Annotated in this window: 11 protein-coding genes and 1 pseudogene; 4 read left to right on the top strand and 8 right to left on the bottom strand. The window is 25.5% G+C overall.

Annotated features, from left to right (window positions below):
* The first annotated feature begins 68 nt into the window (after positions 1–68).
* Complete coding sequence (locus tag MCAV_RS00505; RefSeq protein ID WP_391591944.1) at positions 69–1964, top strand: DUF31 family putative serine protease; 1896 nt, start codon at positions 69–71, stop codon at positions 1962–1964.
* 8 nt (positions 1965–1972) lie between these two features.
* Here MCAV_RS00505 and MCAV_RS00500 read toward each other — a convergent pair whose 3' ends face one another.
* A complete protein-coding gene (locus MCAV_RS00500; protein ID WP_391591943.1) occupies positions 1973–2692 on the bottom strand; it encodes a potassium channel family protein in 720 nt (239 codons plus the stop codon).
* Positions 2693–2915: 223 nt separating this feature from the next.
* Here MCAV_RS00500 and MCAV_RS00495 point away from each other — a divergent pair, with 223 nt between their 5' ends.
* On the top strand, positions 2916–4514 hold the full coding sequence (locus tag MCAV_RS00495) for a TrkH family potassium uptake protein (protein ID WP_391591942.1): 1599 nt from the start codon (positions 2916–2918) through the stop codon (positions 4512–4514).
* 175 nt (positions 4515–4689) lie between these two features.
* A complete protein-coding gene (locus tag MCAV_RS00490) occupies positions 4690–9039 on the top strand; it encodes a type ISP restriction/modification enzyme (protein WP_391591941.1) in 4350 nt (1449 codons plus the stop codon).
* A 119-nt stretch (positions 9040–9158) separates the two neighbouring features.
* Here the strand turns inward: MCAV_RS00490 and MCAV_RS00485 are convergent, their stop codons facing one another.
* From MCAV_RS00485 to MCAV_RS00475, 3 genes are read right to left on the bottom strand one after another with little or no spacing between them, the layout of a single operon-like run.
* Positions 9159–9809: a hypothetical protein gene (locus tag MCAV_RS00485; protein ID WP_391591940.1), complete on the bottom strand. Its 651-nt coding sequence runs from the start codon at positions 9807–9809 to the stop codon at positions 9159–9161.
* A 6-nt stretch (positions 9810–9815) separates the two neighbouring features.
* Positions 9816–10112, bottom strand: coding sequence for a single-stranded DNA-binding protein (locus MCAV_RS00480; RefSeq protein WP_391591939.1), 297 nt, complete (start codon positions 10110–10112; stop codon positions 9816–9818).
* 2 nt (positions 10113–10114) lie between these two features.
* Complete coding sequence (locus MCAV_RS00475) at positions 10115–11044, bottom strand: hypothetical protein (protein ID WP_391591938.1); 930 nt, start codon at positions 11042–11044, stop codon at positions 10115–10117.
* Between the two features lie 228 nt (positions 11045–11272).
* Between MCAV_RS00475 and MCAV_RS00470 the strand changes: the two genes are divergently transcribed.
* A complete protein-coding gene (locus tag MCAV_RS00470; RefSeq protein ID WP_391592255.1) occupies positions 11273–11788 on the top strand; it encodes a type ISP restriction/modification enzyme in 516 nt (171 codons plus the stop codon).
* Positions 11789–11804: 16 nt separating this feature from the next.
* Here the strand turns inward: MCAV_RS00470 and MCAV_RS00465 are convergent, their stop codons facing one another.
* From MCAV_RS00465 to MCAV_RS00450, 4 genes and pseudogenes are all read right to left on the bottom strand, one after another.
* Positions 11805–13358 carry an amino acid permease gene (locus MCAV_RS00465; protein ID WP_391591937.1) on the bottom strand — a complete coding sequence of 518 codons (1554 nt, stop codon included), beginning with the start codon at positions 13356–13358 and terminating at the stop codon, positions 11805–11807.
* The gene (locus MCAV_RS00460; RefSeq protein ID WP_391591936.1) at positions 13336–14493 is read right to left on the bottom strand and encodes a PstS family phosphate ABC transporter substrate-binding protein; all 1158 of its coding nucleotides are present in this window, start codon (positions 14491–14493) and stop codon (positions 13336–13338) included. Before MCAV_RS00460 ends, MCAV_RS00465 begins: the two co-directional genes overlap by 23 nt.
* A gap of 3 nt (positions 14494–14496) precedes the next feature.
* A pseudogene (pstB, locus tag MCAV_RS00455) lies at positions 14497–15200 on the bottom strand (phosphate ABC transporter ATP-binding protein PstB).
* 141 nt (positions 15201–15341) lie between these two features.
* Entirely contained in the window at positions 15342–17414 is a 2073-nt protein-coding gene (locus MCAV_RS00450; RefSeq protein ID WP_391591935.1) for an ABC transporter permease subunit, read from the bottom strand.
* Between the last annotated feature and the right edge of the window lie 76 nt (positions 17415–17490).

Below are 17490 nucleotides of genomic sequence, written 5' to 3'. Positions count from 1 at the left end.
TTATCCCTAAAAAATAATTGGGATCATTTTAGAATTGTTTTTAAAAAATGATTATCATATTTAGCATCATGAATAAATTCAAAAAATTTTGATTATCTCTATTTTCTTTATTCCCTACAACATTTTTACTAACTGCTTGTTTTAGTAGTCAAGTTGTTAATGTTAGTGGTTTTGAAGAAGGTCTAAAAGATATTGATGTTAATATTCCAGGTAATAGTCGTAATATTTCAGTACCAATTACTGAAAAAAATCATTCTGGTGCTGAATATTTACGAACCCATAATATTAGTTTATATTTACAAGATAATAAAAATCCTGACAACAAAATTAATAGTAGTGGTTTTATCATTAATACTTTTAGTGATCAAAATGATTCAAGTTCAACTAACAACCAAAAAATTAATTTATTAGTTGGTACTAATTTACATGTTGTTAAACAATTATTTCCTAGTGTTGATTTAAGCAAAATTAATCAGCAAGAAAATGTTAAATTATCAGATTTAGCAAGTAATAATAACAAAGATTTTTATCTTAGTTTTTTTGATTATGATACTTCTGATGCTAAAAACGTTGGACCACTAAAAGCTGATTTTAATCTTTATCAAGAAAATAATAACAACAATGCTAATGATGCTGAAAAACGGAATGTTTATCAAAAAATTAAAAATAGTAATGTTGAATTAGTTTATACTGCAACTAATTTAGCAATTAATAAAAAGTTATTTAAATTTGATCAAAACATTAATTTATTAAATCAGTTTCGTGATCAAATTGCTGCACAAAAACAAGAAGAAATTGAATGAATTGATTCATATAATCCAACTTTAGTTGATCCATTTACTAAAAGTACTAATTTTATTCAGAAAAGAACTGAATTTAATTTTGCAGTTGATTTTGCTGTTTTAAAACTAACTTTTGATCCTAGTGAACAACCTGAATGATTAAAAAAATTTAACCAAAAAATGCAAACTAATGATGTTAATTATTCAGCAATTCCAACTAATCGTAGTTTTATTTTAAATAGTAATTTATCAACTCCATCATACTTAATTGGAGGATTTTCAGCTTTAAACCAAAATGCAATTATTAATGAAATTGTTAATAATGCTGATCCTTATTTTGCTCTTAAAATTAATCAAAATATTACTGAAAAATTCGCTAATGAAATTAGTGCAGAAAATTTTAATGATTATTTTGAAATTAAAAACTTAAATCAAAAATATTTAACAATTAGTAAAATTAATTTGACTCATAATGTTAATAATGGTTTATTAATTGTTGATGCAACAATTCAAAATAAAGCAGCAGGAAATAATAATTATTATAAAAGCAAAACTTTTACTCAAGTGATTAGTGGTTTTAAAAGTTTAATTAGTGCTCCAGTTAATATTCAACCAAATAAAAAACCATTTAAAGATGGTCTACCAGTTGTTAAATGGGTTGAAGCTGAAGTTAATAGTGGTACTTTTTCTGATGAAAGTATTTTTAGAATTGCTAATAATTTATGAAATGACAAAGTTTATAGTCGTTTATCATACTTTGATAATCAAGCACAAATTAATCAAGCCAAATTAAATAATAATCCTAATGTTCTCAATTATGGTGATCAAAATTTTTTAGCAATTAATAGTAATATTAAAACACCAAGTTTAGATCTAAAGCCAGGATCATCAGGCTCATTAGCCATTAGTGATAAATGAATTAAATCAAATGCTCCTGGAACTGGTTATAACTTAATTGGAATTTATTCAGGTGCTGATCAATATCATAATCCATTATCATCAACAATTAGAAAAACAGGAAGAATTGTTCTATTTTCTTCAGCATTTCGCTATGAATTATTTCAAGCCAAAAACAATTTATCAAAACCATCATTATGTGATGTTTTAAATAACAAAAAAATTACTGAAAAATTGGCTAATAGTTTAACAACATGTCCTGTTTCTAATGATGAAACAAACTAATTATTAAATTATTGGTTGTTTTGAAAAATACTAGTAATTTCAGTTACATTATCAGCATTACTAATAACAAAAACAATATCTCCTCGATTAATAACATCAGTTCCTCTAATTGGCATTCTAATTTCCCCTTTAGAATTTTTAATGGCAATAATCGTATAACTATAATTATTTTTTTGTTGAGTAATTTCAGCAACCGTTTTTTTTCATAAATTAGAAGCAAAAACTGGAATTTCAATAATAAAAGATTTTTTACTATTTGTTTTATCAAATTGAAACAAATCAAAGTTCATACCATAAATTGTTTGATATGCTACTTTAGAAGCGATTTCAATATCAGGAACAATCGTTCGTGATACTCCCATTGATTTTAAAATCCGTTGGTGAATTAAGTTAGTAGCTTTAGCAATAATATTTTTAATTCCTAATTCACGTAAGTTAGAACAAATAATAATTGATTTTTCAAAATCAGATACAGCAACAACAATAATGTCATAATCTTTAATGCCAATATCTGTTAAATTGTGAATGTTAGTAGCATCAACAACTTGCACATCACTAAAATCTTCACCTTTTTGTTCTACAACTTCTTCATCACAATCAAGAATTGTTAAATTTTGTCGTTCTTTTTGTAAAATTCGAGCAATTTCAGTTCCAAAACGACCAAGACCAATAATACAATAGTCTTTAACTGATTTATTCGTTTTACTTTTAAATAATTGAATACTCATAAAAATTTCTGATCTTTAATAATTTTTGTTGTTTTAAAATTAAACAATTAATCATTTTCTTGTAATTATTAGTTAAAACAATTACAAGAAAAATGATAATAATCTTATTTTGGCTCTATAATCTTATTTAATAAAAATTATAGAGATAAAAAGATAATTTTTTGGTTAAATCCATCAATCTATGAGACGAATATTTCAAATCAAGCCAAAAAAGAAAAAAAAGATGAAATTTATTTTTCGTGATTGGCTAAATCATTATATTATTGGTGATACGATTCACAAAAAGTTTTTTCGCCTTTATTTTTTAACAATTTTTCTTGGTGCTTGTTTATTATATTTACCTTTTTCACTAAATCCAGGGTGAACTTATGAAAACAACCGTTATGTTTGATATCAAGATGGATTGATTTTTCAAGAATACTCTTTTCTTGATGCGATCTTTTTTGCTTCATCAGCATTTAGTGATACAGGATTAGTTACTAAAGTTACTGCATATATTTTCAGTATTCCTGGACAATTTATTATTAGTATTTTAATTCAATTAGGAGGATTAGGATTAGTAACAATTTTAGTTTTTGTCTGAAGGTTTATTACTAATCAAAATAATTTTACAATTGAGCAACGTTCTTTATTGCATAATGAACGTGGTAATAATAAAACTGGACAAAGTTATAAAATTATTGGCTTTGCCTTTGTTGTCATTTTTATTGTCAAAATTATTTTATGAATTTTTTTAGTTTTCATTTTTTATTATGTTGAACCAAAAAAACCAATTAACTTAATTAATCATAATTTAATTTTGCCTAAATTTGATTATATTGATGCAACTAAAATTCATGGTAATCTTGGTTTGTCAATTTGATCAGGATATTTTCATTCTGTTTCAGCAATTAATAATGCTGGAATTGATATTTTAGGACCAAATTCACTTGAAGCATATCAAGAAGGGGTTGGTAATTTATTATCTTTTGTAATGTTAATTGGTTTAATTATTGGTGGGATTGGTTATCCAATTTTTTATGATTTATATTGTTGGTTTAAAGATCATAAAGTAGCTAGAAAACATAAATTTACTTTGTTTACTAAAGTTACTTTAACTGCATATTTAGCAGTAGCGATTTTTGGAATTGTGGCAATTTTAATTTTTGAATTAACTGATCATAAAGAAAATCAATTATTTTTTAATCACCAAATTGCTAATCTTAATGTTCCAACTAAAACACCAATTTATGATTTTAGTACAATTAGTAATTTTGATAAAATTTGAAATTTTATTTTTATTAGTTTTTCAAGTCGTTCAGCAGGATTTGCTGGATTGCAAATTAATCAACTAACAATTGAAAGTCGTTGATTACTTATTGCTTTAATGTTTATTGGTGCTTCACCTGCTTCAACAGGTGGAGGGATTAGAACAATTGCCTTATTTGTTATTGTCTTTTATTTATATAGTAAAGCTATGGGGCGAAAATTTGTTTCAGTCTTTAAAAGAACAATTCATCGTAATTTAGTTAGTGAAGCATTAATTGTTTTTGTATTAGCAATTATTATGATTGTGACATCAATCATTCTCACTTCTGCAACACAAGATAAAGCAGTTAATGTTGATAGTATTAATATTTTATTTGAAATTGTTTCAGCATTTGGAACAACGGGATTAACTACTGGAATTATTCCAAACTTTAGTGGTTTTGCTAAAATCATTATTATTTTATTAATGTTTGTTGGTCAATTAGGTATTGCTAATACGATTTTAGCTTGAACTAAGAAAAAACCAACTTATCAGTTATTACGTTATCAATATGAAGATTTAAGAATTAGTTAACCTACTAAGTCTAAAAATGTTAGATATTAATTTAAAATGTATGTAACTAATGTTAAAAAATTAGTATTTTTTTCACTGTTTTTTAATATTAATAAGAAAGCATTTCAACATCATAAATTAAACTAATTGCTAAAAAAATTAGTCTTTTTTTAATGTTTGAAAATAAAAATTAGTAATGACCAATTTAGAAAAGTTTTGAGATCTTCTTTTTGAGTTAGAAAAATTAGTTAATAGCAATGCTGAAAAAGGTAGTATTTTTGAAAACTTATGTAAACGCATTTTAGAAATTGCTCCACTTTTTAGAAATGATGTTAAACAAGTTTGAAAATGAAGTCAATTTCCTGGTAATAATAAAAAACATGATCGGGGCATTGATCTTGTAGTTTTAGATCATAATCAGCAATATTGAGCAATTCAATGTAAGTTTTATCAACCTAATAGTGTTGTTGCTAAAAAAGATATTGATAGTTTTATTGCTGCAAGCACAAGTGAATTTAGTATTAATGGAGTTGGTAAAACTTTTGCAAGAAAATATTTATTTACAACAACTGATCATATTAGTTGTAATGCTGAAGATTTACTAGCAACTTTTAATCCTAAAAAAATTGCTAATGATACAGGAATTGAATGAGCACATTTTGATTTATTAGAATTTATTAAAAATCAAAAACTTGAACCTGTTGCTAAAAAAGAATTAAGAGATTATCAAGTTAAAGCAGTTAATAATGTTATTAATGGTTTTAAAAATAATGACCGTGGTAAATTAATTATGGCTTGTGGTTCTGGTAAAACTTTTACTGCACTAAAAATTGTAGAGCAACTTTATCAGCAACATAATCAAAATGATGGTCCTTTTAATGTCCTTTATTTAGTGCCATCAATTTCTTTACTATCACAAACAATTGTTGAATGAAAATGTCAAACTGATTTTATCAATGTTAGAACTTTTGGGATTTGTTCAGATGCTACTGCTGCAAACAAAGCAAAACCTAAAAAAGGAGAAGATGAGTTAAAAGACAAATTATTTCTAATGCCAATTCCACCAACTACAGATTTAGAGAAGCTAGTTAGTGAATATCAAAAAAGTGATCAAAAAGTCAACATTTTCTTTTCAACTTATCAATCAATTGATGTTGTGATTGATTTAGCTAAAAAATGTCAGATTCAATTTGCCATTGCTGTTTGTGATGAAGCACATCGAACAATTGGTGGTTATGATGAAAACAACGTTTCTAATTTTGTTAAAATTCATGATTCAAAATTACCAATTAAAAAACGCTTGTATATGACAGCAACAGAAAAAATTTATAGTGAACGTGCTAAAAACCAAGCGAGAAATCAAGGTTATAATGTTTATTCAATGGATCAAGAAAAAGATTATGGTCCACGATTTCATTGGTTAAGTTTTAATGAAGCAATTGAAAATAAAATTTTATGTGATTATCGGGTGATTGTTTTTGAAATCACAAATATTGCAGTTGCTGAAGATCTTTTAAGCAATAAATTTAATACTGAAATTAATGCCAAAATTATTGCATCATTAAATGCGATCTCAAAAAACTCAAACGGATCTTATGATTTTAGTTATGATCCAGATCCAATGAAACGTGTTATTGCCTTTTGTTCTACAATTAAAATGGCAGATAATGTTGCTACTGTTTTTAATCAATTTACTCAAAGTCAATATTTAAAAACCAATAATTGCATTCGACCTAAAGCAAAATTAATTCAAGGATCTTATAGTGTTGATCAAAGAGAACAACGATTAGAATGATTGCGTAATAAAATCGAAGATGATTATTGTCATATTTTAACTAATGCACGATGTCTAACTGAAGGAATTGATCTTCCTTCATTAGATGGTGTTGTTTTTATGAATAATAAACAATCTCAAGTTGATATTATTCAAGCAGTTGGTAGAGTGATGCGAACTGATCCTGAAAGAAAAAAACAGTATGGTTATGTCATTATTCCTGTTTTTGTTAATAGTGTTAAATTAACTGATCAACAATTATCACAAAGTGATGATTATAAAACTGTGTGAAGAGTTATTGCTGCACTAAGATCACATGATGAAAAATTAGATAATAAAATTAATAAATCTGGTATTACTGGTAATTTACCTGACAATATTTGTGTTGTTAAATTAAACTATTTTAAAACATCAGATGATTTTCAAGATCAAGCAGCATTAGATAGTGATCATCCTTTAGTTGATAACCATCAAAAATATATTGTTCCAAGTGAACATGATCTGAAAAAATTTAATGAAGGTTTTAAAGCAGCATTAGTTAAAAATTGTGGTAATCGACTTTATTGAGAAGACTGATCAGTTGATATTGGTAATGTTACTAATAGCATTGCAATTAGAATTCAACAACAATTAAATAACAATCAAAAATTAAAAAATGCTTTTGATCGGTTTTTAGCAAAAATTCGTTATTTACTAAATCCAACTATTAAAGATCAAGAAGTAATTAATATGTTAGCTGAACATGTTGTGACATTACCAGTACTAAAAATTATTTTCAAAGAAAATAGTATGATCAATGATAATCCAGTAACTAAATTAATGGAATCAATGGTGCAAAAATTTGATGGACTTAATAATGAAATTACTAACTTGGATCAGTTTTATCAATCAGTTGCAGTTAGAGTTGAAGGAATTGATGAATCAAAAGATCGTCAAGAATTAATTCGAACGCTTTTTGAAAAATTCTTTCAACACGCTTTACCTAAAACTGCAGAAAAATTTGGCATTGTTTATACTCCAATTGAAATTGTGGATTTTATTATTAATTCTGTTAGTGAAATTCTAAAAAAAGAATTTAATCAATCAATCGCAAAAGAGAATATTAAAATTCTTGATCCATTTACAGGAACAGGAACTTTTATTGTTAGACTATTAGAAAAGTTTAAAGAATTAGGTGCAGATAATCAAACCTTAAAAAACAAATATTTAAATGATGTTTGATGTAATGAAATTAATTTATTAGCATATTATATTGCCTTAATCAACATTGAAGACACTTATGGCAAATTAACTAATCAATATTTATCTTTTAATCATGCTGTTTTAACTGATACGTTTCAGTTATCTGAAAAACGTTTTAATAAAAATCAAAATTTTTCTTTATTTGAAAATGATTATCCGTTTCAAGAAGTTCATAATAAGGCTAAAGAACAAGATCAAGCTGATATCAAAATTATTATTGGAAATCCACCATATTCTGCAAAGCAAAAAAATGCTGCTGATAATAATAAACGAACTAGTTATTTCAATTTAGATCAACGTATTAAAGAAAAATATGTAGGTAATGTTCGCAATTCTAATTCAATTTATGACTCATATGTAAGAGCATTTAGATGAGCTACTGATCGTTTGGGCGATCAAGGAATTATTGGTTTTGTTACTAATGGTGGTTTTATTGATAGTGTTGCTTTTAGAAAATTTCGAGAAGCACTAAAAAAGGAATTTTATAAAATTTTTGTTATTAATTTAAGAGGTGATTTTAGAAAATATGACTCAAAAGAAGGTCAAAATATTTTTGGCAATAAATGCGGCACAACTGTAAGCATTATTTTTCTTGTAAAAAATAATAATAAAACTTCTAAATCATTTATTAATTATTATCAAATTGCTGATAATTTAAAAACTCAAGAAAAACTAAAATTAATTAAAGATAGTAAATCGATTTATAATTTAGAATTTGAAAAAATTGTTCCTGATAAAAATAATGATTGATTAAACAAAACAAATGATGAATTTTCTAATTTTATTACTCTTGGTAATAAAAAAAATAATGAAATGTCCATATTTAATGAACATTATTCTTTAGGAATTAAAACAAATAAAAACGAATGATTATATTCATTTGATAAAAAATCCCTAAATGAAAAAATGGATGGATATATTAAAGAATTTAATAGATTGGTAGATGATTTACATAATGATACTAAATTTCAATTAATAAATAATTCTCATGACAAAGAAAAGTATGCCATGAAATATATTCATAATAATTCCAATCAAAAAATAAAAATCAGTTATTATCAATTTTTATTAATTCGTAATAAAGAATTTATAGATGATAAAAAAACCGAAATAAAAATTTGTTATTATAGACCTTTTAGTAAACGTTATCTTTATTTCAATAAACAAATTATTGAAAGAAAATATCGTTGATTAAACATATTTCCTAAATTTGATACAAAAAATATTTTAATTTGTACATCAGGATTAAAGGGTGGTTCAGGAAAATTTTTTTATTTTATAACGAATAAATTAATTGATCATGGTTTTTTTGGAACTACTCAATGTTATCCATTTTATTGATATAAAACAAATGAGAAACCTAACTTATTTGAAAATAACTTGAATAATACAAATCATGCAATTAATTCAGAATCAGTTAATTCATTTAGGAAAAAGTATAATGATTCAAATATTACTGCTCGCGATATATATATATATATATATATATATTGTACTTTATATAAGTACTTTTATGAACGATTTACATAAAAGCAATATTGCCAAAAACTTTAAAGTTTGTGATTTTATTCTAACAAAAAAAATAACACTTTTTAGGTGTTATTTTCATAAAATATGAGAAAATAGAGAAAATTTTTAACTTTTTTAATTTAAAGTTTAAGTTTTTTCAGTCTAATTTGATTATCACTAACAATCGCTAAATAAGGGATACAATTGTGTTTTTTAGCATATTTTAGCATTTTATCCACTTTTAAATCCTGATATAACTTAGTTTTCACTTGAATTACACAATCCTGATTGTTTTTATTCAAGGCAAATAAGTCGATTTGGTGAAACTGGTCATAAAAACTTCTAGCTTTACTAACTTCTCAACCAAAACTTTCTAAATACTTTAAAACACGATACTCGGTTTTAAAAGTCATAAAAACTTGATAATAGATCGTTTTTTTAATATTATCGTCCTCATAATCGTTAATAAACTGTTCTGAAGAATACAAATAACGTCTTCAAATATCTAAAGTTTTTGGTTTTATTGCTCAAACTAGCTTAAAAAGTAATTTTGGTGAATATTTCATTTTAATTCATTTTCTAATTATCATACGATAACGATAACGTTTAACGTATCTGTTAGGTCAGTCGATCTCTTTATCAGTTACTGGATAATTAATCGCATTTGTATCAAGTAAAAAATGAAAAACAAAATTAAAATGTTCAACATAATCTTTAATTATCTTATAAATATAAGTATTAGTAATAAACCTAAATCGTCTTTTTCATAGTTTACGAGTTGAAATTTTCATAATTTTCTAGTTAAACTTATCATTAATTGTTAAAATTTTACTAACAACTATCTCATAATCATATTTTACATTTTTATCACAAATGTAATTATTTGACTTTAAAGAACCAATAATTTCAACTATTGAGCCCTTTTTAATCTCAAAATCATTAATTTTCTCAATTATCTTTGGATTTCACGAAATACAACTAATACTTAAGTTCTGTGGTGCCTTCTGCTTTAATCTAAAGGTACAAAAACTATTATTTGAAGTTGTTGTTACTTTTGAAGTTATAACTCCTGAAACAACAATATAATTTTTCATGATTAATTATTTTTTTCTTGGTTAATTTGATTAATGTAGTTTTTTTGCAATTCCACCATTTTCCGTAATTTACTAATTTCTTGGTCTTTTTCAAAGTCATTCATTAAGTGCATTGGATCTTGATTAGCACGGAAAATCAAAGTTTTGTTAATTGCTTTACCTTTGATATAAGTTCCTTGGAAGGTATGAAAGTTTTTAGCACCATACATCACAGAAATCTCAGTTGAAGTCATGCCATTTAAATAAGCATATGTTGCTCTATGAACCCTTGGACAATGGCTAGAAATTGGTTTATATCAGTCTTTATAATTGGTTTTAATGATTTTTTGCAAACGTGAAAACCAGTTTTTAACACTTTGATATTTGACTTTAAGCTTAACTTGTTCATTCTCAATAATGGGAATTAAGTGTTTGGGCACGTCAATTGTACGACTATTACCATTTTTTAAAGCCATAATCACTGAACTATAGTTGGTTTTTTTAATTTCATCCCAATCAATTTTGAATAATTCACCAAGTCTGCACCCATTTCATAGCAACATTTCAAAATAAACATAAAATGCTTGATTTTCCATCACATTTAGGATTGTATCTCTAATAATTTCTAATTCTGAAGCACTAAATTCTTCTTTTTTAGAAGGAACTGCTTGATATCTCAGCAATTTTTTTGTATCAATATAATCTTTTTTAAAACTTGATAATCATTTTAAAAAGGTAGCAATGTGAGCTAGTTTGGTTCTTTTAGTGTTATCGTTTCATTTATCACTGTTATAAAAGTAATTATTGATTGTTTCAATATCTAAAGTGTTTAATTCGATTAAATGAACTAATGAACTTTTACAATTTAACTTAGAAAGTGGCTTTTTATAACGATAATTTACTTCTAAAAACAACTCAATTAGTTCGTTTAAGTCTGTGATTTGATAATTCATTTTGATTTTTCTTTCTTTATCAAAAGATTAAAACCAAATTGATAGCCAAAAAATTATGATATAATTACCTTGCTATCAAAAGCCGTAATCTTTTGATAGTTTTTTTTATCAAATCAATTAAATTTTTATAAAAAAAAGTCTAAATGCAGGTTTCAACTGACACTTAGACTTAAATTTAAACAATATGATTTAAATCAAAAGCCGTAATCAATTGATTTGATATAATAATTATACTATATTTTTATATACGCCCTATTCCATCACTCAGTTTATAAACAAAAATATAATAATAATTTAAAAAAAGAATTACCACGAATTCCTTATTTAAATGATTTTTGAAAATATGTTGAAATAGGACAAAAATTAATAGATCTACATGTGAATTATGAAGAAATTTCACCTTATCAAAATGTTGAAATTGATATCAAAAAACATGACTATACAATTAAAAAATTAAAATTTTCTAATGATCGAACTGAAATTAAATTTAATGAATATATTACTATTAAAAATATTCCTGCTCGTGCTAATCAATATAAAGTAGGTGGCAAATCACCACTAGAATGAGTTGTTAGTCAATATAAATTTGAAATATTTGAAGAATCAGGAATTATCAACGATCCAAACAAATTTGACGAAGTTAAAGGTGGAAAATACGTTTTTGATTTAATTTTGTCACTAATTACATTAAGTTTAGAAACACTTGATCTCATTGATCAATTACCAGAGTATCAAGAAATTTAATTGATTAAAAAACCAATTAATTACAAATTTGATAACCTTTTTCTTGAGGTGAAATAATCCGAATTAAATCTGGTTTGTGCCAAAATTTAGTTGCAAAATAATTAATTGTTGGAACAAAAATTGGAACCACAATTAACACTAAATATAATAATAATTTAACAACAAAATCAGCAACTGATGCTTGATTAAATCCAGTAACATTAACAATAATATTAATGATACTAAAAACAAAACCACTAAAAATAATTACTGATCCAATAATCGCAAAAAAACTAAATCCTTTAATGACACTAGGTAATTTTTGCTTAATTTTTTGTTTCAAATATCCTAAAGTAGCAACAGCAATAATTACAAAGAAAATGATTGAACTATAAGTTGTTAGAAAGTCAACAAGACCATAAATCCTAGCAGAATAAATTCCAAATTGTTTAGCTAAATTTGAACTATCTTGATAAACAAACGCACCAATTGGGCCAAAAATAATATAAAAAAAACTAGAAATTATAAAATAAGAACATCAAGCACTAAATAATATTTGTTTGGGGCAAACATGATCATATGATTTTCTGAAAACAAAAATTTGAAATCATAAAACTTCATTAGCTTGATTGTTTTTTGCTAAAGCAACAATTTGTCTAGGAACACTCATAGCAAAGCCATTAATCACACCTAAAATACCAATGCCAATAATAAAATTACTAACTTTTAAAATCGTATTTCAGTCATTAAAAAATTGTACTTTAGTTCCATTAATTGCCCCTAAATTAGTATGAGTAACATTAAAACTAATGGCAATAAATAAGTAAGTTGCAACAACAACTAGTAGTGCTAAAATTAAAACTTTACTTTCTTTTTGATTAGATAATTCAAAATTATTAATTGTTGATGCATTATAAAAACCATTAAAAGCAAAACTAATTGCAGGAATGCCAGCAATTAATACTAAGTAAGGACTAAGAGCAATTAATCCTTTGTTTGGTTCAATATCATAAAAAGTGCTATTACCAGAAACATTAAATTCATTGACTAAAGTTAAAATTGGTATCACAATAACGCCAATTAATTTAATTGCACCAATAATTTTTTGAACTTGAATTGCAGCATAATATCCTACTAAACTTAAAAAATTAAAAATGAAAAAGATAAAAAAAGCAACAAAAACTACACCCCAACCACTTGGTAGAGTTCATCCTGATAATTGAAAAACTTTTACTGCATAAATTGATAAAGCAAATGAATTAATTGGGTTATATAAAAACTTAATGTAATTAACTGCACTTTGATGAAACCATTTATTACTAAAACTTTTAGTTCATTCTAAAATTCCACTTTTTCCTTTTTTAGTAATGATTAAATCTAAAGTAGCAATTACTAAACAAGTTAGTCCAAAAATTCCAACAATTCAAGTAATAATTGATAATAATAAAACTTGAGATGACAATTGATAAATTTCATAGTTTTTCAAAAAAATGCCACTACTAATTGTTGAAGCAGTAATAAATAAAATGAAACCAAGATAATTAATTTGTTTAATTCATTTTTTATTTTTAAATTTTAGTTTTAGCTCCATAATATCCTAAATCAAGATCACTAAAATTCCACATTGAAGCAGGATTATTAACTTGATATCTCATTGTTGCTAGTTGCTCTTTAGTTAAAGGAACAAAGCCTAGTTTGGTAATTATATCATTTTTTGCAGGATTTAAAATTGACTCAATAAAACGTTTACTTGCTTCACTTAGATCATTTAGTGAAGCAATTGTGTTTAATGGTCTAAATCATTGATAAGTTTTAGTAATTTCGTTTTGGAAATTATCAGGTGTAAGATTAACTATTGTGCCATTAAAACCTTGATATCCTGCTAATTTAAAACCACGATCATGAATTGCTTGTCAATTATTTAAAATAAAGCCCATTGACAAATAAATCATTGATCCATCAAGATTATCTTTTTCAATTGTTGATCAAGCTGCAGAATTAGCTTCAGCAGTTTCAACTGTTTTAATATCTTGACCATAATCACCATTAAGTAAGGCTTGAGCTTGAAGATGATATTTTTGTTCAAACTGATCAAAGTTAAAAATTTGATTAGCGTGTAAAAACGCTTCAGCCGTTCCTGAACGTTTAGATCCTCCTGCACGAGAATAAGTTGATAATTTTACATTACAACTAGCATCATTAGCATTAACTAAATCAGCATAAGTATAATTAAAATTAGTATCAGCTAATTTATGACCTGAAAAAGCAGCATATAATAAATTAACATTATTTTGACTAATGACTAAATCGCGATTACAATTAGTTGGTTGTTTATAAACTAAACCAATCCCATCTCATGCTAAAGTAATTGTTTTTAAACGTTCATTTAAGCATGCTGATTGATTTTTAGTGGCAACTTGATCAACAAAATAAGAGTAATTTCCAAAATTAGTATGATGATTAATTACTCTTAATAACCCAGCACCACTACCACCAGCTTGCACAGCAATATCAACATTAGAATTATTAGCCAAATAAGGTGTAGCAAAAGCATCAATTAATGGTTTAACAGTCGAACTGCCTTCAAAATTAATAATATCAATTTTGCGATAAGCAAAACTACCAATTAAAACTATAAGCCCTGAAAGGGTTAATGTCGAGAATACAATCGTGCGATATTTATTTCATTTTAAATTAATTTTGCGATATTTAGTTGGCCGTTTCATAAACTAACCTGCGCCTTTACTAACATAATTTAAAGTTCGATGATCTTTAGGATTAGTAAATAATTGTCTTGTGACATTACTTTCAATAATTTCACCATTTTCCATATAAACAGTAAAATCACTAATACGTTTAACTTGACTCATGGAATGAGAAACAATAATGATGGTATAAATTTGACCTAATTCCACAATTAATTCTTCAACCCTAGCAACTGAAATTGGATCTAGGGCTGAAGTTGGTTCATCCATTAATAAAATTTCAGGTTCAGAAGCAATCGCTCTAGCAATACACAACCGTTGTTGTTGTCCACCTGATAAAGTTGTTGCTAGTTTAGTTAAATTATCTTTCACTTCATCATATAGTCCAACATTTTTTAATGATTTTTCAACAATTAAATTTAGTTGATAAGGATTGTGTAAACCATGTGCTTTAAGTGCATAAGTAATATTATCAGTAATTGAAAAATGAAACGGGTTTGGTTTTTGAAAAACCATTCCAACTTGAGTTCTTAATAATTCAACATCATAATTAGGATGATAAATATTATTTTGATTGAAATAAACTTCACCTTCAATCACAATGTTTTCAATAAAATCATTCATTCGGTTTAAACATCTTAATATAATGTTGATTTACCACAGCCACTAGGACCAATTAATGCTGTAATTTTGTTTTTAGGAATTTTTAAATTAATTGCTTTTAACATTTGTCTAGTTTTATTGTCATATCATAAATTTAAATTATGAATTTCAAAACAATTTTTAGAATCAAAATTACTACTTTTTGCTTGAATGTTTTTAGCATTAAACTTATTATTTAATTTATAAGATCAGAATTTCATTGCAATTTACTTTGATAACTCCAAATATAATTGGGTTTGCTGATTTTGATATTTAGTAATTTTATAATTAATTAATGCTAATTTTTCAGGTCGATTAATTAATTGCGCAGATAATTTTCAATAATTTAAAATTGATTTAGTTTTAATTAGTTGCATTTTCTGTCATTTTGATCAAACAAAATATTGTCATGTATACTTAGTATTTTGCATAATTCAAGGTAAGAAAATATTAACAAATAAAATAATTAAATCAATAATAATGATTGAAAGTAAGGCGTTTTCAAACATAATTTGGTTCGCTTCAACTAAATTATTATTATAAATTTGAGCATAAATTCTTGTTGTAATTGTTTGCCCTGGTTGGTTTAGAGCAAACAATCTTCCTGATGATAATCCTGCAGTTAAATATAATGGTGCAGTCTCACCCATAATTCGTCCAATAATACTAATAACTGATTCAACAATTCCTGAAAAGGCTTTTGGTAAAACAATTTTAATAATTGTTGTTGCTTTATTCACTCCTAGTGCATAAGAATTATCACGCAAAGCTTGTGGAACTAATTCTAATTGAAACTTAATTAATAAAATTAAATGGGGCAAAATAACAATTGCAATTGTTAATGATCCTGCTAAAATCGATCGTCCTTGCACGCCTGAAGCAGTTAAACCTAAATTTAAAATAAAAAAAGATAAACCAAATAAAGCAAACAAAATTGAAGGGGTTGATTGTAAAACTTGTAAAACAAAATAGGTTGTTTTTTTAATTAATCTTTTTTTACAATATTCATTTAAATAAATAGCAATTAATAAACTAAGTGGTAAAGCAATAATGATGGCAACTGCAATAACTAAAATAGTTGTTAGAAAGGCATAAAGTGTACTATTTTTTGCTGCAGTAAATAAACTATTTTGATTAGAAAACCAAACAGCAAAACCATTAGTTAAAATTACAATTAAAATTCAGAAAATAAAACTTAAAACAACTAATCCAGCAAGAATTTCACTAACAAATTTTCACGCATTTGTAATTGAACGAAAATCATTTCTTGATTTACGTGCAGCAATATATTGACTTAAAACTAAGTTTTTTTCTGAAGCAATTTTTTTTGCTGGAGAATATGTTAATAATTCTCACTTTCAAAATAATTGACTTAGTAAGTTTTTACTAACTAACTTAACTCGTTTTTGATAATTTAGTCAACCTGGTCATTTTTTAAACCAACGATTATTTTGATTATTATTTTCTTTAACTAAAACAGTAATGATCCCATTTAATAAAACCACAATAATTAATAAAGCAATCCCAAAACCAAATAAGACACTACGAGCTTCAGGTCCTGAACCATCTGAAAACATATTAGTAGAAATTACTGCACCAATTGGTGTTAGTGAACTAGTAAGAAAACTATAAAAACCAGAATCGATTGTTAAATCATAAGCTTCAGATTGTAAGATCATCGAAACTGCCATTGTTTCACCAATCGCTCTACCTGCAGCAATAAATAAAGCGACAACAATTAAAGGACGAATTTTTTTTAAAACAACTTGATAAATTCCTTTAGTTTTACTTACTCCTAATGAAATTGAATTTAATAATAAATCAAGATCAACTGATGCTAGTGCTTCAATTGTTAGAAAAATAATTGTTGGCAGAATCATAAAAGCCAACATGAAACTACCAGTAATTAAGTTAAATGATGTTGGTAAATTAAATACAGTTTGTAAAAACCCACCTAAATAATTACGAGCAAACAATCCAAATACAACTGAAGGAATTCCAGCTAAAATGGCAATAAATAATCTTAAGTATTTTTTTAACTTTAAATTTTTAATGCGAAACTGAATTAAAATTGCTGTTTTAATTCCAATTGGAGTTGAAATCAATAATGCTAATAAAGTAATTAATAACGTAACAGATAATGGTAATCAAAATGAGACACCAGAATTAGCGTTTTGAAAATTAAAATCACTTGATAAAAAAATGCGTTTTAAGCCATATGTTTGAAATCCTAAAACACTTTCTTTAATTAAAAAAACAAAAAGAAAAACAAAGATTAGGATAAAAAATGCTGTTGACAAATAACTAAATGTTTTCAGTCATCTGCTTGAAATATTTCTTCAAATTTTTTTCAAATGAAAATTGGTTTTGTTAATC

The organism is [Mycoplasma] cavipharyngis, from assembly GCF_042984175.1.
GTDB classification, from domain to species: Bacteria; Bacillota_I; Bacilli_A; order Mycoplasmatales; family Mycoplasmoidaceae; genus Mycoplasma_N; species Mycoplasma_N cavipharyngis.
Note: the sequence above shows the minus strand (reverse complement) of the source record. Positions and strands in the feature narration are given on the sequence as shown.